Origin of the sequence: Bifidobacterium sp. (assembly GCF_022647885.1) — a bacterium.
GTDB lineage: Bacteria > Actinomycetota > Actinomycetes > Actinomycetales > Bifidobacteriaceae > Bombiscardovia.
In genome coordinates, this window is record NZ_JALCLM010000001.1 from 364,820 (window position 1) to 390,705 (window position 25,886).

General features: G+C 48.8%; 19 protein-coding genes. 9 read left to right on the forward strand and 10 right to left on the reverse strand.

The annotated features are described in order from the left end of the window. Positions 1–275: 275 nt before the first annotated feature. Positions 276–680 (reverse strand): sterol carrier family protein, encoded by a 405-nt coding sequence (locus LKI20_RS01500; RefSeq protein WP_291768894.1) that lies wholly within the window; start codon positions 678–680, stop codon positions 276–278. Between the two features lie 153 nt (positions 681–833). Here LKI20_RS01500 and LKI20_RS01505 point away from each other — a divergent pair, with 153 nt between their 5' ends. After that, positions 834–3,290 carry a glycogen/starch/alpha-glucan phosphorylase gene (locus tag LKI20_RS01505; protein ID WP_291768897.1) on the forward strand — a complete coding sequence of 819 codons (2,457 nt, stop codon included), beginning with the start codon at positions 834–836 and terminating at the stop codon, positions 3,288–3,290. Positions 3,291–3,503: 213 nt separating this feature from the next. Here the strand turns inward: LKI20_RS01505 and LKI20_RS01510 are convergent, their stop codons facing one another. After that, a complete protein-coding gene (locus LKI20_RS01510; RefSeq protein WP_291768900.1) occupies positions 3,504–3,788 on the reverse strand; it encodes a hypothetical protein in 285 nt (94 codons plus the stop codon). A 176-nt stretch (positions 3,789–3,964) separates the two neighbouring features. Between LKI20_RS01510 and LKI20_RS01515 the strand changes: the two genes are divergently transcribed. Continuing rightward, positions 3,965–4,753, forward strand: a complete 789-nt coding sequence (locus LKI20_RS01515) for a rhomboid family intramembrane serine protease (RefSeq protein ID WP_291768902.1) — start codon at positions 3,965–3,967, stop codon at positions 4,751–4,753. Positions 4,754–4,903: 150 nt separating this feature from the next. Here the strand turns inward: LKI20_RS01515 and crgA are convergent, their stop codons facing one another. Beyond that, positions 4,904–5,368: a cell division protein CrgA gene (gene crgA / locus LKI20_RS01520; RefSeq protein ID WP_291768906.1), complete on the reverse strand. Its 465-nt coding sequence runs from the start codon at positions 5,366–5,368 to the stop codon at positions 4,904–4,906. Positions 5,369–5,453: 85 nt separating this feature from the next. On the opposite strand from crgA, the gene LKI20_RS01525 reads away from it, so the two are divergent. The 3 genes from LKI20_RS01525 to LKI20_RS01535 all read left to right on the forward strand — a co-directional run bounded on the left by LKI20_RS01525 (position 5,454) and on the right by LKI20_RS01535 (position 8,092). Further along, positions 5,454–6,200 (forward strand): DUF881 domain-containing protein, encoded by a 747-nt coding sequence (locus LKI20_RS01525; protein ID WP_291768909.1) that lies wholly within the window; start codon positions 5,454–5,456, stop codon positions 6,198–6,200. Positions 6,201–6,206: 6 nt separating this feature from the next. Next, a complete protein-coding gene (locus LKI20_RS01530) occupies positions 6,207–7,322 on the forward strand; it encodes a class E sortase (protein WP_291768912.1) in 1,116 nt (371 codons plus the stop codon). Between the two features lie 122 nt (positions 7,323–7,444). Further along, the gene (locus tag LKI20_RS01535; protein ID WP_291768915.1) at positions 7,445–8,092 is read left to right on the forward strand and encodes an anthranilate synthase component II; all 648 of its coding nucleotides are present in this window, start codon (positions 7,445–7,447) and stop codon (positions 8,090–8,092) included. Between the two features lie 136 nt (positions 8,093–8,228). Here LKI20_RS01535 and pknB read toward each other — a convergent pair whose 3' ends face one another. Genes pknB through LKI20_RS01570 form a run of 7 tightly spaced genes read right to left on the reverse strand, consistent with a single transcriptional unit; the run spans position 8,229 to position 17,197 of the window. Beyond that, on the reverse strand, positions 8,229–10,385 hold the full coding sequence (gene pknB / locus LKI20_RS01540) for a Stk1 family PASTA domain-containing Ser/Thr kinase (protein ID WP_291768918.1): 2,157 nt from the start codon (positions 10,383–10,385) through the stop codon (positions 8,229–8,231). After that, positions 10,382–11,416: a serine/threonine-protein kinase gene (locus LKI20_RS01545; RefSeq protein WP_291768921.1), complete on the reverse strand. Its 1,035-nt coding sequence runs from the start codon at positions 11,414–11,416 to the stop codon at positions 10,382–10,384. Before LKI20_RS01545 ends, pknB begins: the two co-directional genes overlap by 4 nt. Beyond that, positions 11,413–12,873, reverse strand: a complete 1,461-nt coding sequence (locus LKI20_RS01550) for a peptidoglycan D,D-transpeptidase FtsI family protein (RefSeq protein ID WP_291768924.1) — start codon at positions 12,871–12,873, stop codon at positions 11,413–11,415. The genes LKI20_RS01545 and LKI20_RS01550 overlap by 4 nt, the downstream gene beginning before the upstream one ends. Then, the gene (locus tag LKI20_RS01555) at positions 12,870–14,369 is read right to left on the reverse strand and encodes an FtsW/RodA/SpoVE family cell cycle protein (protein WP_291768929.1); all 1,500 of its coding nucleotides are present in this window, start codon (positions 14,367–14,369) and stop codon (positions 12,870–12,872) included. Before LKI20_RS01555 ends, LKI20_RS01550 begins: the two co-directional genes overlap by 4 nt. After that, positions 14,366–15,928 carry a PP2C family protein-serine/threonine phosphatase gene (locus tag LKI20_RS01560; RefSeq protein ID WP_291768932.1) on the reverse strand — a complete coding sequence of 521 codons (1,563 nt, stop codon included), beginning with the start codon at positions 15,926–15,928 and terminating at the stop codon, positions 14,366–14,368. Before LKI20_RS01560 ends, LKI20_RS01555 begins: the two co-directional genes overlap by 4 nt. Before the next feature lie 6 nt (positions 15,929–15,934). Further along, positions 15,935–16,468: an FHA domain-containing protein FhaB/FipA gene (locus tag LKI20_RS01565; RefSeq protein ID WP_291768935.1), complete on the reverse strand. Its 534-nt coding sequence runs from the start codon at positions 16,466–16,468 to the stop codon at positions 15,935–15,937. Between the two features lie 27 nt (positions 16,469–16,495). After that, a complete protein-coding gene (locus LKI20_RS01570) occupies positions 16,496–17,197 on the reverse strand; it encodes an FhaA domain-containing protein (RefSeq protein ID WP_291768938.1) in 702 nt (233 codons plus the stop codon). 135 nt (positions 17,198–17,332) lie between these two features. On the opposite strand from LKI20_RS01570, the gene LKI20_RS01575 reads away from it, so the two are divergent. The 4 genes from LKI20_RS01575 to LKI20_RS01590 all read left to right on the forward strand — a co-directional run bounded on the left by LKI20_RS01575 (position 17,333) and on the right by LKI20_RS01590 (position 25,815). After that, positions 17,333–19,636 (forward strand): S9 family peptidase, encoded by a 2,304-nt coding sequence (locus LKI20_RS01575; protein WP_291768941.1) that lies wholly within the window; start codon positions 17,333–17,335, stop codon positions 19,634–19,636. A gap of 153 nt (positions 19,637–19,789) precedes the next feature. Continuing rightward, positions 19,790–22,330 (forward strand): YhgE/Pip domain-containing protein, encoded by a 2,541-nt coding sequence (locus tag LKI20_RS01580; RefSeq protein ID WP_291768943.1) that lies wholly within the window; start codon positions 19,790–19,792, stop codon positions 22,328–22,330. Next, positions 22,327–24,567 carry a YhgE/Pip domain-containing protein gene (locus LKI20_RS01585; RefSeq protein ID WP_291768946.1) on the forward strand — a complete coding sequence of 747 codons (2,241 nt, stop codon included), beginning with the start codon at positions 22,327–22,329 and terminating at the stop codon, positions 24,565–24,567. Before LKI20_RS01580 ends, LKI20_RS01585 begins: the two co-directional genes overlap by 4 nt. A gap of 198 nt (positions 24,568–24,765) precedes the next feature. After that, complete coding sequence (locus LKI20_RS01590; protein ID WP_291768947.1) at positions 24,766–25,815, forward strand: alpha/beta fold hydrolase; 1,050 nt, start codon at positions 24,766–24,768, stop codon at positions 25,813–25,815. Positions 25,816–25,886 lie beyond the last annotated feature (71 nt).

The window sequence follows — 25,886 nt, forward strand, 5'->3', positions numbered from 1 at the left end:
CCGCTGCTAAGTCGTCAACAACTAGCTCTGCAAAGACGACGGTGAAGGCCAAAGCGAGAAGCACAGCCAAAAGTGCAGCGAGCAAGACTGCAACTCCTAAGAAGACAGCTGTATCTTCTTCAACGAGGTCTTCTGCTGCCAAGAAGACGGCTCCAAGGCGTAAAACGACCACTGAAAAAGACGCAGATTGAGATAACTGCTCCATAAGTGCAGTTGCTGAGAGTAATGCTAGCCACAGAATTGCACTTATGGAGCAGTTATTGTCGTTTTGAGACTTACAGCAATGGCAATAGGCGGCTGAGGTCGTCTCGCTCACCGATAGCGGTGATTCTGCCTGCTTGCCGTTCAAATTCCCAGCTAGTGATTCCGCAAGCGACGCGCAGCCAGACATCGGGATCTAACTCGATGGTGTCGGGAGGCGTGAGATTATGTGGATCCGAGCTTGGTCCGTCGAGAATCTTGACAGCTGACCAAGGTGCCACACGAACTTCCACGGCACCCCCTGGTGCGCGTAATGACAGCAGGTACAGAGAATATCGCACAGCCATCGCATAGTCTCGGCGAGGCAGATCAATATGATCGATTGTGTTACCGGCTGCTTTGTTGGCCAATGCAAGGTTATTCCACTGTTCGAGGGCTAACCTCCCAGTTTCAATATCTTGTTCTCTGATGACACTCATAAGCCTATTCTTGCTCGAAAGCTGGTCATAGAGAACGGTCTGCTGAGAAGCAGCAGTTTGAAGATAACCTGATGTTCATGTTGTCGTGCCTGACTTAGCTAATAAAAGCGGGCATAATGATAAGCACGATTCGATCAGGAAAGAGGATTCTTCATGACTGAAGTTACTGCACCGAAAGCGTCGCTATCGGGTTCGGAGTTTGCTTACGAAATTCAGAACAAATTGAAATACCAGCAAGGAGTTGATATTTCTACTGCTTCGCCATCTGATATATATGTCGCTGTAGCAAGTGTGGTGCGTGATCATCTGGTTGACTCTTGGTCGCAGACTCGCGCAGATATGTTGCAGGGCAGCACAAAGGCTGTTGGTTATCTCAGCGCAGAGTTTCTGATTGGTAAGCAACTGTCAAATGCATTGCTGAATGTTGGATTGAATGAGCAATTTTCCCAGGCTGCGAAGGAGCTCGGATTTTCTGAAGACGAGATACTAGCTGCTGAACCAGAGCCTGGGCTAGGCAATGGCGGTCTAGGACGCCTCGCTGCATGTTATGTAGATTCTTTGGCATCGTTAGGTGTGCCAGCCTTTGGTTATGGAATTCGCTATCGTTATGGCATTTTCCGTCAAGAATTTGATGATGAGGGCCGACAAGTTGAAAAGTCGGATTATTGGCTGACACAGGAAGAACCTTGGGGCCATATTGATTATCACCGCTCCCAGAAGGTGGGCTTCGGTGGACAAGTTGAGAATGTGGATGGCGCCAAGGTATGGAAGCCGGCTTGGTCAGTGCGTGCGGTACCTGTTGACTATATGGTTCCAGGCTATGAATCAGGCAGAGTTAACACTTTGCGTTTATGGGAATCACGGTCATACGATGAATTTGATCTAGCAGCATTCAATCGTTCAGACTATATGGGTGCTGTGATACCTCAGGTTGAAGCCGAAAATATCACCAAAATTCTGTATCCAGAAGATTCCACTCCACAGGGCAAGCGCCTTCGTTTGGAACAGCAGTATTTCTTCGTCGCAGCCTCAATCCACGACGCCATTGCAACGTTTTATCCTGGTCAGGATCATCCTGATCTGCGGAGTTTCCCTCAAAAGATTTGCTTCCAGTTAAACGATACCCATCCGGTCATTGGCATCCCTGAATTGATGCGCGTGCTTCTCGATGAGTATGGCTATGACTGGGATACAGCCTGGGATATCACTACCAAGACCTTTAATTACACCTGCCATACCTTGTTGCCCGAAGCGCTTGAGGTGTGGTCTGCAGAGTTGATAGGCGAGCTGCTACCAAGACATTTGCAGATTATTGATCGTATCGATGCACAATTCGTGAAGGATTTGGAGACGAAAGGTGTTGAGGGCGAGACAATCGACCGTATGCGTATCCTGACTCGCGATGACAATCCGCAAGTACGTATGGCGTTCTTAGCGACAGTCGGTGGTTCGCATGTCAACGGTGTTGCAGAGCTTCATTCTCAGCTGCTGCGCGATGTTACGTTGAAAGATTTTAGCGATGTGTTCCCTGAGCGTTTCACTAATGTGACCAATGGTGTGACACCCCGACGCTTTGTACGCTTAGCGAATCCACGGTTGTCTGATCTCATTACCGAAGGTTTGGGTAGTGATAATTGGATGGCTGATCTGGAACAGCTGCAGGGCCTTGTACCACTGGCCGATGATGCCTCTTTCGTTGAGCGTTTTGCAGAGGTGAAAAAAGCGAATAAACGAGACTTCGCCGACTTTGCTGCTGCGCGATATGGTTTCACTGTCGATCCAAATACCATGTTTGACTCGATGGTTAAGCGTTTACACGAATACAAGCGTCAGTCGTTGAAAATTCTTGCAGTCATAGCCCAGTACGCGGCAATTAAAGACGGCACAGCTGATAATTTGCTGCCTAGAACTGTGTTCTTTGGTGCGAAGGCAGCGCCTGGCTATGCAATGGCAAAACTTACTATCCGCCTTATTAATAACGTTGCACGAGTGATTGATCAGGACCCTGATGTTGCTGGCCGCCTCCAGGTGCGTTTCCCCGAGAACTACAACATTGAGTTGGCAGAACATCTTATCCCCGCAACTGACTTGGATGAACAGATTTCTCAGGCCGGTAAGGAAGCCTCAGGCACCGGCAATATGAAGTTTGCACTGAATGGCGCTTTGACAGTGGGCACTTTGGATGGTGCGAATGTTGAAATTCGTGAGCGTGTAGGAGCTGACAACTTCTTCCTCTTTGGTCTTGAAGTTGAGGATGTAGATCGTCTCTATGCGGAACACTACAACCCCCTGTCTTATGTTCAGGCAGATCCGAGACTCAAGAAAGCTATTGATATGGTCGCAGGCGGGACCTTCTCGAATGGTGATAGAGATGTTTACGCATCTCTTGTTTCAGACTGGTTGACGAAAGACTACTTCATGGCAATGGCTGATTTCACCGCTTATATGGATATTCAGCAAGAGATTGAAGATGCATATCGCGACCAGAAGAAGTGGAACCGTAGCGCAATTCTCAATGTGGCAAACAGCGGTTACTTTAGCTCTGACCGATCAATCAAGGATTACCTCGATCGCATCTGGCACACTGCTCCCATGCCGCAAGTTCGCTAAGCCAGTGCTGAACTACTGAGCCTGCGTACAGCTCACTTGGCTGTCCGCAGGCTCGGGGAGTGCTCTTCATCAACGAACGCTATAACAATACGAAGCAGCTCTGCTGTTGAATATGCAATACATCGATATTCAACAGCAGAGCTGCTTCGTATAAAACTATTGACCGGCAAGAGGGCTATAAACTATTAGCCCTTCGTAAGCAGGCTTTCAGAGTTACTTCTCGTCAGTGCTTTCTTCAGCTGCATTATCAGCTTCGGACTCTTCTCCGTCTGTGGCTTCTTCAGCGGATTCATCCGTGGTCTCGTCAGAATCGCTTTGTGCTTCTGACTTCTCGGCAATACCTAAATCAACAGGGGACGAGCTGTTCTCCCAAGGCTCTTCCCAAGGGTCGTAGTCTGGGTTCTGTTGCTTGTAAATATACAGCCCAACTACTCCTGCAAGCAGCGCGCCGAACAGCAACGCGAAAAACTTCCAGCCGTTCGAAGACTTGTTCTTCATGTTGGCTCCTTCCACCGTGTTAAGGCGACCTGCCCATCCAAGCCACCGCTATTCACTATCATAATTCTCATTTTGTGGCGATTGCGTGTAAATTGCTTGTGGAAAGTCCTGAATATCTCCAGATAGCGAGCTTAATTTCCGGAATTCAACTGTCGAGCTTCGATAGAGTGGAAGACATGAACAACACTTTCAATCGTGGTGGTTTTGGTTTTGCTTCGGGCCCATCGCTTAAAACACTGTTTTCGCGCAGACGAATTGCTTCATCTTGGCGCAATGGCGGAGCCGTAATCACTGGCGGAATTATCGTCATTTGTGTACTGGTTTGGCTCGTTGAAGTTGTGCTGAGTTTGCTAGCGCCGAGTGTTTTCAATGCTGTGCTCAGTGAGACAGTGTTCATTCCTGTCTACGCTTTTTCCCGCCCGTGGATTTTCCTCTCGGCCATGTTCCTCCATGCTACGAATCTTTTGCACATCCTCTTTAACATGCTGACTCTCTGGTCTATCGGACCTGTACTGGAAAAGATGATGGGGCATTGGCGTTTTCTCGCGTTATACCTCTTAGCAGGCATCGGAGGAGGTGTTGGCATGATGGTCTGGGGTGTCTTGTCAGCCAATGACCAAGGCTGGATAACGGCGTCTTATGGTGCTTCTGGAGCGTTGTTTGGCCTTTTTGCCTCTGTACTCATCGTGTTTCGACGTATCGGAGTTGATATTCGGTCCATGAGTGTGTGGATTGGTATCAACTTTTTGATGCCATTCGTTATCAAGGGGATTGCCTGGCAAGCCCATGTTGGTGGATTCATTACCGGAGCTTTGTTGACCTGGCTGTTGGTTTCGGGAGTTCCTGCGCTGAGGAAGCGGAGTTTTGCACAACGAATGTGGATATATGGTTCTGTGGTCGCGGCACTCTTACTAGCTATCGCCTTGCTCTGCAATACCCAGAATCCCTTGCAATCGTTGCTCTAGCACACTTTCGACCTCGGGGTATTCGACGGGGTCGAAAGTTAAATTACACGCGTGTAATCTATCCACACTTTGTGCACAACGATGTGGATAAGTACCCACTTCATTGGGGATAACTTGTCGTTGTGCATAGTGCATCGATCGTGGGCAACGTTATCTCCACCACATGGTCATAATGAAACCAACCATGACGAGTCCGAAACCGATTGCTAAGTTCCAGGCGTCGATGTTGGGGATAGGGTATTTTCCGGTCAGGTAGTATGTTGCACACCAAATCAGACCCAAAATCATAAAAGCGCAAAATACTGGAACAAACCAGCCAGGATTTGCTTTTGTGCCTTTAATAGATTCTTCGACACGTTTGGTGTTGTCATCCTGTCGCTGAATCATTCGTTTCATCTGTGGGGTGAGTGCAGACTTGTCAACAGTGGAATTTAATACTGCTTCGACCTTGTCAATCGATACGCCGTATGTTTCATCAGTTGATGCGTCTTCTTGGATTTCGCTCTCAGTATCGTATTTTTCCGATGACTTGGTTGCTAAATCTGCCCCGGACTCGTTGCCCTGCTTAGATTCCTGCGCTTGCGCGTCGGTTTCGTGCAGCTCTTGCTCAGCCATGGGTGTGTTCTCCTTCGATAGGCTATAAGTCATAGTAATGGTTAGACTCGAAACCGACCACATCGGTAGTCGAGAAAGGGTGTTCATGACTCGGCGTAACGAACGTCATAGACCACGGCACAGTAGGGCCGGACTATTTTGTGTTGCCCTAATAATGGCATTAGCAGGTTTTTTGCTGGTTACTAACTTGCGTGTGAACCGAACCGTGACGGTGACTTCAGATACGGCGGGACTCGTGGCAGAGCGAGAGCAGCTAGTCACCAAGCTCAGTGCGCAGATTACAAATCTCAGTGAGCAAATCAATACGCTTAAGGATCTCACCAGTTCTACAAGCTCTACCAGTGATACCGAAGACGCAGGCTCCGGCACGGTGCTGCCCGCAGTTGAAGGTCCTGGATTGACTGTGACGCTCGATGATTCCCCGCTCTGGGAGCAGCAGGTTGATCAGTCGGGGTCTTCCGCAACGATTAACGACTACGTAGTGCACCAACAAGATATTGAGAGTGTTGTTAATGCACTGTGGGCTGGTGGCGCTGAATCTATGCAGATTCAAGGTCAGCGCGTGCTGCCAACAACTGCTGTACGTTGCGTAGGCAATGTTTTGCTCCTACAGGGAAAGAAATATTCCCCACCCTACAAAATTTCTGCAATTGGCCCAACTGACCAGATGACGACCGCTCTCGATAATTCCAAAGCGATACAGATTTACAAAGGATATGTCAAAACGATAGGTTTGGGATGGTCTGTGGAGACTTCAGATAATTTGCAATTTGCGAAAACCACAGCAGTGTTGCAACCGCTACACTATGCGACCGAATACAAGAAAGACTGAGCTCAAATGGCGCGTCATGCACGTACACGTAGAAGACAGTCTGTAGCCACTAAACGTAGTGCTGTGTTTAGTGTGTTAGGCATTTTAGGTGAAATATTACTCACACTAGCTGCTGTCTGTGCTTTATATATTGTTTGGCAGTTGTGGTGGACAGGTGTTGAATCTTCGCAGAGCCAGCTGCAGCAGCGCCAATCGGTATCTTGGTCAGCACCTGCCAGCAAAAACGGCTCTGTTTCTATTGCGAGTGCTCAGGCTGGTGATCCACCAGTACAACCAAGCAGCGCCAACGAGGGAGATCTCGTTGGCGAATTATATGTGCCGCGTTTTGGTTCTGCGTGGCAGCGCAACATAGTCGAAGGAACATCCAACGAACAACTCGCCAAACATGGTCTGGGGCATTATCACGAGACACAGATGCCAGGGCAATTAGGCAATTTTGCTGTGGCGGGGCATCGTTCGGGATATGGCGAGCCACTGGCCCATGTGGATGAGTTACAAGAGGGTGACGCCATTGTGGTTCGTACCAAAGATTACTGGTACGTCTATCACTACACGAGTCATACAATTGTGCTTCCAAACCAAACTGATGTTGTTGCTGCGAATCCTGAAAATCCTTCTGCTTCAGCAACAAAACGGATGATCACGCTGACGACTTGCGAGCCTCGATATACTTCTGCAACTCATCGCTGGATTAGTTGGGGAGAATTTGATTACTGGGCCAAGGTTTCAGACGGAGTTCCGAAAGAAATTGCGGGATCAACGTCGTCGGCGGCAGCAACTTTCTCAAGTGATACCAACCCATCTGTGCTAGATCGTCTGACCTCGTTGGCGCCGGTGGTTATGTGGCTTCTCATCGCCTATCTGGTGATTTCTTTGGCGGCGATAATCGCTTGGAGATATCCGGTTTTGCGCGATATACGTAATGGAGTGCGGCCACGTCCTGAAGTAAGCATGTATGGCTGGCTTACCCGCCACCAACCTGGCATCAGAGTTGTTCGCCTGCTGCTAATGCTGTTGCTAGTCTTAGCTGCCACTGCAGCGCTCTTCCAGTGGGTCTTCCCGTGGTTGGCTACCAACGTGCCATATCTGCAGTTGATGTCTAATTATGTCTCAGTGGAGTAGCATCTCGTATCGCTTTCGTTATGACACATTGATGGCGGAAATGCGCGATAATGTGACAAGAAGCTGCCGCAGTGAAAGCTGTGGCACAGTAAAGAACATCGCAATATAGTTCGGGGAGTGGCATGACGGATAGCGCGAAGATATTGGTTATCGACAACTATGATTCGTTTGTATATACCATCGTGGGTTATTTGAAAACCTTAGGGGCAACAGTCACAGTTGTGCGTAACGATGCTATTGCTAGCGATAATCCTGAGTTGCTTGCTGATGTTGATGGTGTGTTAATTTCTCCTGGTCCAGGAGCTCCTGCAGATTCAGGCGTGAGTGAAGGCATGATCAGATTGTGCGCGCAAACGAAGACTCCAATGTTTGGCGTATGCCTAGGATTGCAAGCGCTTGCGGAAGTATACGGTTGCACGGTGGACCACGCTCCGACAATTATGCACGGCAAAACTAGTGCGGTGGAGCATATCGATGACGAAATATTTGCTGGTATAGCAGATCCGATGATCGCTACTCGTTATCATTCGCTCGCTGTTGAGCCAGCAACGGTTTCAGATGAGCTGGTGGTGACCGCTTGGACGCAAACGGATCGAATTATTCAGGGGCTGAAACATCGAGATTTGCCGCTATACGCAGTGCAATTTCATCCTGAGTCAGTAATGACCGAAGGTGGATATCGCCTTCTTGCCAATTGGCTTCTTGTGTGTGGACAAAGCAACGCTGTAGAGCTTTCTGAGGGGCTGAAACCTAAGGTTGTTAAGCGTTAGCGTTGGCCTCGATGGTGTTCTCGTATCAGAAATCTGTTGTACTCACACCAAGAATTTCTCACACACCAAACTCTGTATCTCAGTAGAACTATTCATGTACGTAAGGCACGAATAGTTCTACTGAACGAGGCAGCGGTCAGTCTGAATCGGTGTACAACGTCACTTCTGTGCCATTGACAGTGACTCTCGTTACCGTATCGGTATCTAGGCTGGTAGTGCTGGACCGCTTGACTGTGTAATTATGCGATTCTAGGTCGGTAGTGGCAGCGCTTTGGGTCATGCCTACAACGCTGCTTGGGCTATACGACGATGAAGGCGCAACAGTTGTCAGTGAAACAGACGCGCTCTTGTCAACAGATGTATTTGCTGCAGGATTCTGCTGAGTAACGGTTGAAGAACCATCTTGCGAACCACTAATGGTACCGAGAGTCAGGGAAGCACTGCTCAGAGCCTTCTTCGCATCGTTAAGAGTCATACCAACCAAGCTAGGAACAGTTACCTGCTCTTTTCCTTTAGAGATATACACAGTAATAGCTGTTCCCTGTTCGACAGATGTGCCAGATCCAGGGTTCGTTCTAGTCACGGAACCGGCAGCAACAGAATCCGAATTTTCCTCGGTAGTGTTGGTATTGAAACCTTGATCGTTCAGAGTTTGTAAGGCTTCTGCCTGTGATTTACCAGCTACATCAGGAACTTTGGTCATTCCGGAGGAAATATATAGCAGCACGCTGCTGCCCTTTGCCAAGGACTGTCCTGCGGCAGGATCTGTGCGTGTTACATGGTCTTTCTCCACGGTTCCACTATCTTCGACCGATGCAGTTGAGCCTACGGTAAATCCTTCGCTTTCTAATTCTTGGCGAGCTTCATCTTGTGATTTACCAGTGACATCAGGGACTTTGACCGATTGCGGACCAGCTGAGAACCAAACGGTAACCGTCGAACCTTTTTCAACCTGATTGCCTGCCTTGGGGCTTTGTTTGGTGAAGGTGCCTTGAGGTTCCGTTGAATTGGTATCTTGCTTTTCTTGAAATACCAGTCCAGCACTTTCAATCTTCTCTTGTGCGCGGGCTGCTGACATTTGTGACGTGATCTCAGGAACCGCAACAGTTTGTGACGAATCAGGTTGGTTGAGATACCAAATGGCACCGATTGCAGCGAGTAGGGCTACAACTCCCAGAATCGACCAGAGGATAATGGCTTTTCGACGTTTGTGTTTTTTATCCGCTGCACGTTGTTCGGTGCGTGAGGCTGTGGCAAGATTCCCGTTTTCTGGAGAGGATTGCATTCCGTTGGGATTGAAGGCTTGCGTTGCGGCAAGTGTTTCTGTCGGAGAGCTCATTGCCACAGTAGTGGCATCTTGCTCTGCATCTTTTCTCGCCTTCATATTAGATAGGTCAGTGAGAGGGTTGAATGCGGCAGCGATTGGCGTGCCACCATTCATGAAGGTCAATACATCATTTTTGAAATCTGCAGCGGTACCGTAGCGGTTTTGGCGGTCTTTTGCCATGGCTTTCGCGCAAATCGAATCCCACATTTTTGGCAAACCTGGGATAAGTGCGCTTGGAGGAGTGGCTACTTCAGAAACATGTTGGTAAGCGATAGCTACCGCAGAATCGCCCTTAAATGGGGGACGTCCTGTAAGCATTTCGTAGAGTACACATCCGGCAGAGTACAAGTCGGAACGCATGTCTACGCTCTCGCCACGAGCTTGTTCTGGGCTTAGATATTGCGCGGTGCCTACTACGCCCTGAGATTGCGTCATAGTAGCTGCGGAATCATCTAGGGCGCGAGCAATACCGAAGTCCATGACCTTGACCATGCCCTGATCGCTAATCATGATGTTGCCTGGCTTGATATCGCGATGGATAATACCCATTCTGTGTGAGTATTCCAGAGCGTTCAGTACGCCCAGCATCACCTGTTCAGCGTCCCGTTGACTGAGCGGACCATTCGATTTGATAATGTCGCGTAGAGTTTGACCCTTCACGTACTCCATCACCAAATAGGGCACGCGCTCATGGTTGCCATTTTCGTCCTCGAGGGTCTCTTCGCCGGAATCGTAGATGGATACGATATTCGGATTATTGAGCTGAGCGACAGAATGAGCTTCACGGCGGAAGCGTGACAAGAAGATCTCATCGTTGGTCAGGTCCGAACGCATAATCTTAATGGCGACTGTGCGCCCCAAGCGTGCGTCCTGAGCGACATGGACTTCAGCCATACCTCCCCGTCCTATGAGTTGACCCAGCTCATAGCGCCCATTCGCCAATGATGAAGGCAACGTGCTGCTCATATCGAATCCTCTCTGCTCAACATCTCTGATTCGGTGTTCAAGTTTTGTACAATTCTGGCGGCTGCGCCCAGATCTGCAGTCGTTAGCTTACGCGAAGACTGCCAAGCAGCTTGTAGCATATTTTGAACGGCATGTGGAGCGCTAACTACACGTCTGGGTAACCGTCGGTTTGGCTCAAGAATGAGCTCGGTGTCGTGAGTTTGCTGATCCAGCAATCTCCGTTCTATTCGAGCCAAAGTTTTTGACACCATCATGGCATCGGGCGGGCGATCTAGAGGATCTTTTGCCAACATTGACATAATGAAAGCCGCTAACTGGACATCTACCGTATCGGGGAGCGGAGGAACTGCTTCATTGACATGTGCTGCCGCAATATCTACCGCAGTGGCACCTGTGAACGGCCTATGGCCGCATAAGCCTTCGTACGCCACTACTCCTAAAGAATATATGTCAGATTGAGGTGTAGCTTTCAAACCCTGTGCTTGTTCGGGTGAGATGTATTGTGCCGTACCTACAACCATGCCATCTTGGGTAATTTGCCCCTGATTGGTTGAGTACGATACGCCAAAATCAGTGATCTTGACCTCTCCCGTGTCTGAGACCATAATATTCGCCGGTTTCACATCCCTATGAATAACTCCATGCGAGTGAGCTACGAAGAGTCCGCGTGCGGTTTGAATCAAAATAGGCAGTAAATCAATGGCATCCATTGACCCGGTATCTTGGAAAATTTCTGCAAGAGACTTGCTAGGAACATATTCCATAATCAAGAATCCGATGCCGTCATGTTCATAATATTCAAACAAGGCCGCAATGTTGGGATGAGCTAGATTGGCGGAATTATGAGCTTCTGCGCGTAACCTACGTAGCTTTGCTTCTTCATTGGTGATATCTCCACGAAGAGCTTTGATAGCCACAGTTCGGTTGAGCTCGATGTCGTAACCCTTCCACACCTCACCCATGCCGCCCTGTGCTAGACGTTGGTCGAGTCGATACCTTCGATGGATGAGTTGGCCCTCGATAAGTTTCATTTGAGCGCCTCCTGCATGATCTTTTTCATAATTGGTCCGGCGGTGAGTACTCCCGCTGATTCCGCGTCACGCACGACCACGGCGACAGCAATTTTGGGATTATCAGCCGGTGCAAAACCAATCATCCAAGCATCTATTGAGGAATTATCACCTGTTTGTGCGGTTCCGCTCTTAGCAGCTACCGTAGCATTTGAGAGTTGCAAATCAGGGGCATCCTTCACCACCATGCTTTTCATCATGCTGGTCAATGCCTTAGCTGTATCAGAAGAGAATGCCTCAGAGTATACCGATGGGCTGGTTTGTGAGATTACACTCAAGTCACTGGAACGCACACGATCAACAATCGTTGGCTGCATTAGCTTTCCGTTATTGGCGACTGCAGCGGCAATCATAGCGTTTTGCAACGGTGTCTCAACGGTGTCACCTTGTCCGATTGAAGCGAGAGCAAGCTTGTCTGCTGTCGCTGTGTCGGGGAAGCTAGAAGCAGTGGCTTTCATAGGTACGCCAGTTGTCGACGTGCCATCCACAGTTATGGATGTGCCAAATCCGAGCTTAGTGGCCTCGTCACTAATAGCTTTATTGCCAAGAGCCACGCCAAGTTGAGCGAATGCAGTATTTGAGGAATACGCCAAGGCATCACTTAAAGAGATTTTGTTATTCGTGCCGTTTGCCGCTGTGGTGGTATTGGTAAGTTGCGTATTAGTACCCGGTAACGTATATGAGCTTCCTGCTGGGAGTTGAGTGTCTTCTTTGTACTTGCCCGATTCAAGAGCGGCTGCTGCAACCACAACTTTGAAGGTTGATCCTGGCGGATAGTGCTCGGATGTAGCGCGGTTGAGCATGGGGTTATTGGAATCCTGCACTAGCGATGTATAGGTGGAATTCGCCTTAGTAGAATCATGCACGGCAAGCGTGTTCGGGTCATAGCTTGGCGTGCTGGCCATGGCAAGGATTCGACCACTGCTCGGCTCAATGGCTACCACAGACCCTGATTTGCTACCAAGCAAGGAGTATGCCAGCGACTGTAATTTTGGATTGATGGATGTTTCTATCGAGGCACCGCGATTTTGATTACCAGAAATCAACGATTTGAACTTATTCCACCACAGGCTATCGGATTGCCCGCTAAGGAGTTCATTGCGTGAAGCTTCCACACCCCGATCCGCTCGTGCCGTAATGGAGTAATATCCGGTGACTGGAGCGTATACGGCACCATTGGAGTATTTTCGCTGATATTCCAGAGAATCATTAGAAGGATCGGATTCTGCTAAGACTGTACCGTCCGAAGCAAGAATGGAACCTCGAGGAATACCGAATTCGTGGTATAGAGCGCGACTGTTGCGCGAATCAGCATTAAGCGCACCAGCGCGGAAGGTCATCAATATCGTTGTAGACATACCCAAAATAACGAAGAGGACGATGACCGCGGTGAACAGCTGACGTAAAGACTTATTCATTGTGCCCCTCCTCTAGCGATGCGAGCTGGTGTTGTTGCTGAGTGTTCTTTGGCTACTGGGAATTGTGATGTATTGTCTGGGCTCTCAGATTCGGAGTTTTTGGCTGCCTGCCTGCTTTTTATCTCATGGTCGCGTAACGCTGCCAATGCCTCGTGTTGAAAAGTTTCGGAGGACACTTCGGGATCGGGTCGATTGGCTTGGTTGGAAATAACAATTAATAGTGAAGCAAGTATAGAATTTGCCACCATACTCGAACCGCCCGCTGCCATGAATGGCATCGTCAGACCTGTTAGTGGTATGACCAGCGTGATACCACCGACAACAGTGAACACCTGAAAAGCCATAGTGAAAACCAAACCCGAGGCAAGTAGTTTGCCGAAACCGTCTTTAATTTTCATTGCAGTAATCATTCCTGAAGCAATGAAAATAAGATACAGCATCAACACCACCAGCAAGCCAACCAGACCTAATTCCTCACCAACAGAAGAGTAAATAAAATCTGAGTTCGCCAGAGGAGTGAACCACGGATGTCCCTCGCCTAAACCTGTACCTAGCAAGCCCCCAGTTGCTAAACCGAACACGCCACGAACTAGCTGTCCTGATCCTCCAAATGCTTTGTTGTATTCAGCGTCGCTGAAAGGATGGAGCCATGCATCAACTCTGGCATTAACATGGCTGAACATCACAGTTGCAGCAACTGCGCCAATGACAAAGAACACCGCGCCGAGAAATATCCAGCTGCGGCGGCCGGTTGCAACATACAGCATTGACACGAACATAGCGAAGAACATCAATGAAGTACCAAGGTCGTGTTGAAGAACCAACACACCCATTGAAGCTACCCAGACCACAATAATAGGTCCGAGATCGCGGATTCGAGGCAATCGCACACCGAGGAATTTGCTCCCACCAACAGCAAGCTGGTCACGGTGATCAAAGAGATACGATGCGAAGAAGAATGCAAGGAAGAGTTTTGCGAATTCCCCCGGCTGCAGACTGTGACTACCGATACCAATCCAGATTCGAGCGCCACCAATTTCTCTGCCGATGCCTGGCAACATTGGAGACAGCAGTAAAGCGATGCCGATAACCATGCTGACATAAGAGAAGCGTCTGAGCACACGGTAATCGCGTAAACAGACAATGAGTACACAGCTTAGAATCAAAGCCATCGCAAGCCAAACCAGCTGTCTGGTGGCTACATCTGAGGCCTTACCTAAGGCAGTATTGGCTATATCAATTCTGGCGATCAGCATGATGCCTATTGAGCTCAGTAACAGCACGCAAGGCAGTATGGTTTGACTCGCATAGGGCTGGAAGCGCGCTGCAAGTGCCCACAACAACACAAATAACCCTGCAACCACGAGTAAGAGCACTAGGAACGAGAATGACAGATTTCCTGAAGTTCTACGCAATAACTGGAAAAATCCTATTGCACTAATACCCATAGCAAATAGTAATAATCCAATTTGTCTCAGTCTCACCCGAATGCTCATGATGTCTTCTCCCCGCTTGGTGAAGCGGATCCTGAAGAAGAGGTTGAGGATGAAGCTGACGCGCTCGCTGAAGACGAAGAGTTTTCATCAGAGAGATTACTTGCCTCGCTCTTAATCAAACGAGCATGCTTACGAGCCTCCTGCAGATTCTCCACGCTGATGCCCTCACTGAGTTGTTCTCGCCATGACTTTGGTAAAGAACTTACCGTAATGGTGGTGCGTTCGACCTCATGTGAGAGGTTGAACCCAAAGGCATTCGTGGGCACACCCTGATAGATAGTGACGACGTTATCGCTCTCGCCTAAGTAATATTGCGTTTGGCTCCAACGGTAGGAAGCAAATACCCCAATTGCGACGACTGCTAAGACCACGCCAACGAATGAGGCAAGAATAATTTGTATCCGACGTTTACGAGAACGGTGCTGCTGACGTTGTTCAACATGCTTGTGATGTATGGCTCTGGCGACGGCAGGATCATTGGGATCTGCACTGGCGCTGCCGTCCTTTTTGTGAACAACAGGAATTTCGCCGGTATCAGGAACCTGGCGATCCCCACGGTCTTCGCGTGTGGATGAAGGCTGTGCTGTTCTGACACCTTCTTCTTCACCTTGTTGATGTGAACGTGGTTTGCTGGAATTACCAGAAAGAGCAGCTGCTCGCTGGGCAGGCGAACCATTACCTTCTCGTAGTTTGGGAGCAGTGGTTACGGGCGTACCAACAATATCGGCTATAGGTTCGAGGCTGGCGCTTGCAGCACCGGCGATTATCGGATGTTGATGCGGGATGTCAAAGGCATTAGCGTCCAACGCCAATGTGGCATCTGCTACCACGGCAGTCACGTTGTCAGTACTGCCAGCTTTCAAAGCCATCATTACTAGACGTTGTGCACATTCTTCCTGATCTGAAATGGAAGCTAAGGTTTCCTCTATTGTGGAGCTCTCGAGTACTCCACATAGACCATCAGAGCATAATAGCCAACGATCTGCCGGTTTTGCAGCACGAATAGAAATATCAGGATGCGGATCGATATCGAAATCGCCGAGGACGCGCATTACTACATTGCGTTGCGGATGATTTTTAGCTTCGGCTTCACTAATTCTGCCGGTATTAATCAGGTGCTGAACGTAACTGTGGTCTTGCGTCACGCGAATAATGTGCCCATCACGCAGCAAATATGCACGAGAATCACCTATATGTGCAAGAACCCAATAGCCGCCAACTAACGCCACACTGGTAACGGTTGTGCCCATTCCAGACAGTCTGCGTTCACGTTTTGCTTTCCCCACTATGGCATCATGAGCTGCCATAACTGAGGTTTCCATCATTTCTGCGACATTTTGCACGTCGTTATCAGTATCATCACGCTCAATATGCGCTAGAGACCGTATAGCAATAGTCGATGCGGTGTCGCCCCCTGCATGGCCTCCCATACCGTCGCAGATTGCTACTAAGCGTTCTCCTGCAAATGCAGAATCTTGATTGTTGCTGCGCACATAGCCGACATCTGAGACTGCAGTGGAATAGAGGAAGAGTGAAGGAGCTGACCGGTTATCGTTCATGCCGCGTTACCTCAACTCGAAAGTGGTTGCGCCTATGCGTACAGGAACTCTCGGTTCCAAAACAGTAGGTTCGCTAATGCGCTGGCCATCTACAACTGTACCGTTGGTGCTGTGTAAATCGTGAATAACCCAGCAGCCGCGACTTGAGTCAGGGGCCACACTGGCATGGTGAGATGAGACGAATTCATCATCAAGAACCATAGTGTTTGACGCTGCGCGGCCTAATGTAATCGCCTGATGACCAAGAGGTACTGATACCCCTGCTATAGGTCCGTCAATAACAACCAACAGTGTGGGGCCGGCATCCTGTGCGGAGTGTTGTGAAGAGCTGCTACGAGGTGCCGAATCTTGCGCTGGTACCGACTGTGCAGATACCGATACTGCTTCCCGTGCCGCCTTTTCACGCCTTCTTCGCGCCCGTGAAGGGCGGGGCGAAAAGGCCGTGATTTCCTTGTGTAGTGAACGTATAGCTAGCCATACGAACAGCCACAGTAGGGCTAGAAACCCATACTTCAGGATGGCGAATGTAAGTTCCGTCATACTCTAGACCTTACGCCTATGCAGGACCTACCCCTGCTCCTGCGATGAAGCCCAGTACAGGATACGGGTACGTCCAATGGTGACAGTGTTGCCGTCTAGCAGGGTTGCAGCTGGTACCTGATGACCTTCTACATAGGTGCCATTTGTGGAACCCAAATCGCGGGCAATCACGCCTTTATCAGTGATATCAATCTCAAGATGTCTACGAGAGATGCCTGGATCATCAATGACAATATCGCTATTTGATCCTCTGCCTAACACTGTTTTTGGTGCTGTTAGGAGGTACTGCCTACCGTTAATTTCCAGAACGGGGCAATCTTTAGTCTCGCTTGGTGCAGTTACGGGTGCCGCATTCCCTTGCACAGACTCTGAAGTGAGATGGAAATCACCCTTGCTGAGGTTGAGATCCTCTTCAAAAATTACGACCACGGGCCCGACGAACGCATAGTGCTGGCTTTCGGCATATTTGGTGAGGTTATCAGCCAGCTCATTCGCCAGAGCTTCCGAACCCCACTGCTCAATACGGTCGAAGTCCGGAGTGGACAGCTTGAAGCGATATTCGTTGGGTGCGACTGTGCGGTCACGACCCATAGGCATCGCCTGTGCGTCGATTTCGCGCTCAAGTGCGCTGGACAGATCGACAGGCTGAAGATCCTTTGAGCCGAACTTTGAGAATACGCCGTTTACGGCACTTTCAACGCTTTTCTCAAAACGGTCGAGAACGCTCATAGTCATCCCTTTCTTTATACTCACATCATCCTACGCAGTGCGCTCGTTTGGTATCGCTGGGGGAGGCAATACTTGCAAAGTCTTCAAGCGATGTCGCTCTCTGACCGTTTCATACATAGTGCTAGCGTGAGTTACATGGGCGAATCCAAGCATACCGTGAGTAATGATGTGATATCTGATTTTCCGAAAAAGCGTGCCAGAACGCTACGTTTTAGCCTCGGAGCACCCCGATCTGCACAGGTGATCGGCGACGGGAGCAGAGCACTGTTTCTGCGTTCTGACGGACCAGAAGATTTGAGTACCAGTTTGTGGCTCAGCGTGTTTGACAATCAGGGAAACCATGAGGAACGTGTAGTAGCAGACCCACGGGCATTACTTATTGGTGATCAGCGTGAAGAAATTCCAGCAGAAGAACGTGCACGGCGCGAGCGCGCACGCGAAGGTGCTAAAGGCATTGTGTCGTTCAGCGTAGATGACGCTGGTGATACCGTTGTGTTCCCCCTTGACGGGCGTCTATGGCTGAGTGAGTTAAATAGTGAAAGCGGCGAAATACAGACTCGTGAAGTGCCTCTGACAGGTGAATCAAAGCAGAGCACAGCGGATTTGAGGCCAGTACTCAATCCGAGAATCAGTCCTGACGGTTCCCAAATCGCCTATAGCACAGGCACCAAAATGGTTGTGGTGTCTTCGCAGAGAATCAGCGATGCGCAAGTGGTGCTGGATGTAGACCCTACGGCATATCCAGATACGACTATTGGCCTAGCAGAATTCGTAGCCGGTGAAGAAATGGACCGCTATGACGGTTTTTGGTGGTCTCCTGATTCTGATGCCATGTTGGTTGAACGAGCTGATGAATCTCAAGAAACAGTCTGGTATATCAGTGATCCGGCGAATCCTGATCGCCCTGCTGTAGGTCGCAGGTACCCACGCGCACTCACTAATAATGCGGAAGTCGACCTCATCGCTGTACATTTCGATACGCATACTGATAACGGCGGCATCGTGGTCCAATCGCGTGCAACAGTGCAATGGGATCACAAGGAATTCGAATATTTAGCTGCTGTAAATTGGCAGAAAGGCAATAATCCGCTCATATTAGTTCAGAATCGACTGCAAAATAAAGAACAGATTCTGACAATACCTTTCTCCTCCTCGGAGTCATTAGAAGCGCAACAGATTCCACAGAAGAATTCTGATAAAGCGATGCAACACATTGATGCTGAGCTTCTTCAGCAGCATAGTAATGATGCGTGGATTGATTTGTTCGGTGGTTGCCCCTGTAAAACGTCGGACGGCCGGGTAATTTCAGCTGTGTCTGACCAGCATAGTGACACTAATCGTCTTGAAATCAATGGTAAAGCTTTCTCTCCTGAAGGGTTGCAGCTGCGTGAGTTGATTGATGTCGATGATTCCGGTGTGCTTGCTGTGGTATCGCGAGATCCGCGAAGTTTCGATGTGGTAATCCTCGGCTTTGACGGTTCCGTGCGAACGCTTAACGATCATCCAGGTGTGTGGACAGCCTCACGCAAGGGTTCTGGTTTAGTAATTAGCGGTAGAGATATGGACTCTGCTCACAGTCAAATGACCCATTCTTGGGTTGTCGGAGACCAAGTGTGGCAAGCAAGTATTGAAAACAATGCTGCTGAGGTCGGTTTCGTACCTCGAGTGCAGTTTGTGGAACTTGGTGAGAATCACTTACAAGCCGCTATTATCAGGCCTTCCCAAGGTAGTCCATATGAGCATGCGCAAAGCCTTCCAGTGCTGCTTAAACCCTATGGAGGACCAGGATTTCAACAGGTGACATCGAATCAAGCCATGTATTGGGAATCGCAGTGGTGGGCAGATCAGGGCTTCATTGTGTTGACTGCCGACGGACATGGAACAACAGGGCGTGGGCCTGCATGGGATCGCGCAATTTTCAAAGATATGGCAGCGGTAACGCTCCGTGACCAGATTGACGCACTGCATGCCTTGCCAGAGTTTGCTCAGGAAGCAGATCTACAACACGTAGCCATGATTGGCTGGTCATACGGTGGTTTTCTTTCGGCGCTCGCAGTACTCAGAGCACCAGATTCAGTGCATGCTGCGTGTGCAGGAGCTCCCCCAACGGACTGGACGCTGTATGACACTCATTACACCGAGCGCTATCTGGGTCTTGACCCTGACATCTATAAGGCCAATGGACTGCTAGACGACGCTGCTGGATTACGGCGTCCACTCATGCTCATTCATGGATTTGCTGACGATAATGTATCGGTGGCAAATACGCTTCGCCTCTCGCAAGCATTGCTCGCTGCGGGCAAAGATCATGTGGTATTGTCGCTCAATGGGATCACGCATATGACTAATGATGAGACCGTGGCGGAAAATCTGCTTATTGCACAGCGCGATTTCCTGTATCAGGCGTTAAACTGTGCTCCTGCATCATCTGAAAAGTAACTTATGCTGTCGCGTGAAAAGCAATCGAGGGAGGCTTATGCGAGTCGTTTCGTCAGGGTCTCCCAGATGCGAATGCGGTGACGGCAGAGGCTTATACGAAATAACAGGTAGCAGCTTTGGGCTTAAGCAGACTCAGGATAAGGAGGCGTAAGCGTGAAGACAGTGTTTTGTATCTTCATTCGTGACGCCGTCCGGCTGCTACGCAACCCTGTGGCTGTGGTAATAACTCTAGGCGTTATTATTATTCCTTCGCTGTACGCGTGGTTCAACATCATTGCTAATTGGGACCCGTACTCCAACACCAGCAACATCAAGGTTGCTGTGGCCAATGCGGATCAGGGATATGACTCTGATCTCGCTGGACAGCTCAATGTTGGCAAGCAGGTGGTCGATAATCTTGAAAACAACCATGATTTAGGTTGGACCTTCGTCAGTCGCGATGATGCAATTACAGGCGTAGATTCTGGTGAATATTATGCAGCAATCGTGATTCCCAAGAATTTTAGCCGTAGCCTGATTAACTCTATTGATGGCAGCTCATCGCGAGCATCGTTGCAATATTATGTGAATGAGAAGAAGAATGCTGTTGCTCCCAAAGTTACAGACTCCGGTGCCAGCGCAATCGAAGAGCAAATAGATTCCACATTTGTTTCGACGGTCAGCAATGTTGTGGTCAAACATATAGTGAATGCCGCAGGAGTGATTGATTCTTCGAAACACAGTGCAACGGCATCCGTAGCTGCTGATCTCAACGACGCAATAGACAACATTAATCATGTGCAAACGACGCTCTCTGCTGTGTCAGGAACTATGCAACAAGCAGAACAAGATATTCGTACTGCTCAGCAACATACCGACAAACTCGTATCACAGATAGCCACTGCGCAGCAAACGCTAGAAGATACACAGGCTGTACTACAACAAAGCAGGAGTAGCTCGCTGGTATTTGCTAATTCCCTGCTTACAGGACTCAGCAAGGGGTCAACAGGACTATCTGGGATCGCTGTAGATGCGAACGCACTGTCAGGAACTGTGGTGGGCAGTTTCAATGATGCTGCTCGAGCAACCGATCGGGTGAATAGTGCGATAGGAAGTGTTATCGATGCTAATGATCAAGCGATTACTAAGCTCCAAACATCCTTGGATGAATCTGGACTCGATTCTCAAGACGAATTATATAAGCAGATAGAAGCGCAGATTCAGCAGTTGCGTGATGCTAATACTACGCAACAGCAACAGTTAGATGCTTTTAGGAACTCATCGTCAACAATCATCAATTCAGGAAAATCAGCAGCTACCAGCCTTAGTGCTGCGGTTTCTACTTCAACGAATAGTGGCATTGCTGCGCTCGACACTGCAAGCACCACTCTATCTGGGACGGTTATACCCGGACTGCTCAATGGTATGGATAACTTCTCGGCCATGACGGGCACGCTGTCGGGCACGCTCACTGCTCTGTCTTCCACGGTGTCTCAATCCAAAGCCTTGATGGGTCAGCTCATCAGCACCTTCAATGAGACCAGATCGACAATGGCCTCAACCGATGCAGCACTGTCATCGGTAACAACTGGATTAATCTCAGTGCGGGATGACATTGCTGCATTGAACAGCTCAGCGTTAATACAAAAAATGTCGAGTTTGCTTAACTTGGATGCAGCTAGCATCGGAGAATTCATGGCTTCTCCTGTGTCGTTGAAAACCACTGTGGTGTATCCGATCAACAATTATGGTTCTGCGGTCACACCGTTTTACACGAATCTGGCTCTATGGGTTGGCGGATTTGTCATCATTGCTATATACAAGCTTGAAGTTGATCGAGAAGGCCTCGATAAGATGAATGCAGCGCAAGCTTACCTTGGTCGAGGGCTGCTACTCACACTGATCGGCATATTGCAGTCGGTGATTGTGACAGTGGGGGATTTGGTTATCGGAGTGCAAAATGACCATCCAGTGCTTTTCGTACTTGCTGGCACATTTATCTCGCTGGTGTACGTGAATATTATTTATGCTTTGGCATCAGCTCTCAGACACATTGGGAAAGCCATTGCTGTTATTGTGCTCATTCTGCAGATTCCGGGTTCATCGGGTATGTATCCGATTGAGCTCATGCCGCAATTCTTCCGCAATCTCAGCCCGTGGTTACCATTCACCTATGGCATTAATGCGATGAGGGAGACCATTGGCGGCATGTATCACAGCCATTACTGGGGCAATATGCTCGCTATCTTCTGGTACTTACCCTTAGCATTACTCATAGGTATCGTTGGTCGCAAAATGTTGGTAAACCTTAACGCCGTGTTTGATCGAAGGCTTGCCGCCACTGATTTGCTCATTACTGAACAAAGTCATGCAGAGCGTGATTCGATAGGCATGCGTTCTCTGCTGCAGGTCTTTGGCAATACTCAGGAGTACCGCAAGACCATTGTTCACCGAGCTCACCGTTTCCTATCGTTATACCCAAGATTGGTTCGTACTGGTTTGGTGATGGTGGTGGTTTTGCCGCTAGTATTTCTGGTGCTGCTGTTCAGCGTCGAAGCAAAAATTGTGATGCTAATTTTGTGGATTGTATCTATTATCCTGATTGATTTTTATCTTATTGTTGTGGAATATATGCGAGACAGTTTCGCGAAGCAACTGGATTACAGCACTCAGACTGCACATGATTCGACTCAGCAGCGGGGCATCACAGCATGAACAATATTTGGAGAATTTACACCCGAGATTTGCGCAACCTGACCAAAAATGTGATAGGCGTTATCGTTCTTATCGGTCTGATTGTGGTGCCTGCTCTCTACGCCTGGTTCAATATTGCTGCCAGCTGGAACCCATATGACAATACCAAGTCGTTAAAGGTTGCTGTCGCCAATCAAGATACAGGTTATAAATCAGATCTGATGCCGATTCGTGTCAACGTTGGAGAAACTGTAATCAACAAATTACGAGCCAATGATTCCTTGGACTGGCAGTTTACCAACAGAGAGGAAGCGATGGATGGCGTGTCCTCTGGTGAGTATTACGCGGCCATTATCATTCCTAAGCAATTTAGTGCCGACATGATGACTCTGTTTTCGTCCGAAGTTACTCACGCTAAATTGGAATATGTTATCAATGAAAAAACGAATGCTATAGCGCCACATATCACAGGTAAAGGCGCAGACACGTTGACTACAACTATCGATCAGAGCTTTGCGAAAACCATTGGCACAGTTGGTTTGGATATTGCTTCTAGCCTATTGAAATATGCTCAAAGTCCTGAAATGAAGCAATATGTGACCACGGCAACAGGACACGTCGGCGATTTGGCTAGCCAACTCCATACGGCGAGTGAGCAGCTGCGCGCATATTCCAGTTTGTTGCAATCGTCGCAAACCATAATTACCTCTACCAACAGTTTGTTGCTTCAAAGTACAAAGAGTGCCGATGGTGCGACAGCTGCTCTTAAGCAGGGCTCTGCTGGCATGAATTCATTTGAAAGCACGCTCAACGCCAGTAGCAATTCGCTGAGTGCTGCACTTGGACAAGCCAGTAAAGCATACGACCAGATATCTGCTCAAATCGATCAAGCTCTCTCTGCTGTGGGAGAGCAATCCACTGCTGCAGCTGGGCAGATGACTGCATTACAGAAGAAGGTGAATACAAACGCAGATGGTTTTAAGGATCTTGCCGATAAGCTCTCTGAGCAAGCTGAATCTGCATCCCAAGCAGATCTGAAGCAAGCGCTTGAGAATGCTGCGAGTAGGGCTACCTCCGCTGAAAGTTCACTACGCAGCGTTGCCAACAGTCTTGGCCAAGCAGCTTCAAGCGTGAAACAGGGAAATACTTCAATTTCAACGATGCAGCAAACTGTGAAGCAGCGTATTGCTGATGCGCAGTCATCAATAGCATCGCTATCCTCTGATTATGACAAGAACCTCAAACCAAAACTTCAGGCGCTTAATAGCTCAGTGAGCGATCTGGTTACTCAAACTGATGGAATCCTCTCAGACCTTGGGACAACTGCCGGCGGAGTAACTCACTTGTCAGATAATTTACTGACCGATATCTCTGCGATCCGTGGCGATCTTGGCAGTGGGGCAGATTCATTACAAAGCGCTTCCGATCAGTTAACAGATTTTGGGAATAAACTGACTGCGGCCTATAACAATGGCAATCCAGAAAATCTCGAAGAGCTCAACTCATCAGATCCGGATGCACTCGCAACATTGTTGGCATCACCTGTCTCATTGCATCGCACAGCTGTATACCCTATAGCGAATTATGGCTCAGCGATGACCCCGTTTTATACGGTGCTCTCCATATGGGTGGGCAGCATCATTCTTGTGGCAATGGTTTCGGTGAATATCTCGGATCGACAGCGTGCGGCTGTACTCGGCATGCAGACCATCGTTGACGACAAGAAAGCGCACCGTGGCAATCCAGAGAAGGCACTCAAAGCACATCAGCAATACTTTGGCCGTTACCTGATATTTCTGAGCATTGCATTGTTCCAGGCTGGTTTAGCCGCACTTGGAGATTTATTTTATCTACGCGTTCAAGCAAATCATGCATTCAAATTCATGCTCGTTGCGTGGCTTGCTGCATTGGTATTTTCCAGTATTATGTACACCCTAACGCTCTCCTTTGGTGACGTAGGTAAGGCCTTGTGTGTAGTGCTGCTGGTTATGCAAGTTGCCGGTTCGGGCGGCACCTTCCCAATTGAAATGCTTCCAGGTTTCTTTAGGGCCGTCTATCCATTTTTGCCTTTCCCGCATGCTATTGACGCAATGCATGCCGCTATGACGGATTCCTATGGTTCTGAATATTGGCAGGCGATGGGTATGCTCGCTCTGTTTTTGATTCCTACGCTGTTCTTGGGACTGGTCTTACGGCGACCAATGGTGCGTTTCAATGCTTGGGTAAACAGGAACTTAGCTAGCACCAAATTGATGTAGCTGTCCCACTCTTGCCCTTCCAACGTCGATATTGGCTCATACGAACAATACTTATGCCTGGCTTGCGTATATGGCGATAATAGACAAGTCAAGTAACGCTCTGCTTTATGGTGTGTGCGAAGGACGAATACAGGCTTCCGCTGGCTTCAGAGTGTCGTAGCAGTCACACCAGAGCACCCTCAGATGTAGTTTGGACATATGCAATTTGATTTGCTCGATGAGCGCCACTATGCCGAAACCATGAGCACATCCGTTCTTCCTGCCTTATCATCCTGTCGGGTTGATGGATGGATGGAAGCCGCTCCCACTACCCACAATCGGGTAAACGTCAATCCAGGAAAGTTGCATTACGTATGTTATCGTGCCGATCAATTCGATGCTTTGCATTGCAGCACTGCGTCTGCTCGCTTTCGCGGTGTGGTGGTAATCTCTCACGGATTTACTGAATTTGCGGTGAAATATGATGAAATGGCTTGGTATTTTTTGCTTGCTGGCTACTCGGTTTGCATTCTAGAGCACCGTGGGCATGGCTTCTCAGTAAGAGATGTATCTGACCCCAATTTAGTATGGATTGACGATTGGCACCGCTACGTTGAAGACTTGTCGCACTTTTGTTCGCAGGTCGCTCAAGAATATGCAGGAGGACTTCCCGTGTATCTGTTTGGACATTCAATGGGCGGTGCAATTGGTGCGGCTGTGTTACAACGTTACCCAACCTTGTTCGACAAAGCCGTGCTGTCTTCGCCGATGATAGCTCCTCGAACTGGAATGCCGTTGTGGCTTGCTCCTGCCGTGGTGGAGACTGCTTGCAAATTTGGATTCGCTCGGCATATTGTGCCAGGGCATGCGCCGTTTGTTCAAGAAATTAATGAGCGTGACTACAGGCATGCCAGTGCCCAGCGTATTGAGTGGTTCCAGTCTGTGCGCTCGCATCATGTGGAATATCAAACCAGCGCAGCGACTTTTGCGTGGGTGAGGGAAGCACTTCGTATGTCTAGATCAGTGTTGAAACAGTCACAATGCGATCGAATTGAGACGCCACTGCTGCTCTTCCAAGCAACGAATGATGATTACGTGCTAGAGAGACAAGAAAGTCAATTTGTGCAACAGGTACAAGAGGGTGGCTGCTACGCAGAACTCGTGCATATTGAGAACAGCAGACACGAGCTTTTTGGCATGCCTAATTCGGCGATGTCTGGCTATGTGGGTGGCATTATTGATTTCTTCAACCGCACACTGCATCTGTAAGCTTTGAATTCTCTATAAATACAATAACTGCTTCAAAGGGACAGCTTATTGACCAAATATTATGGTGAAAC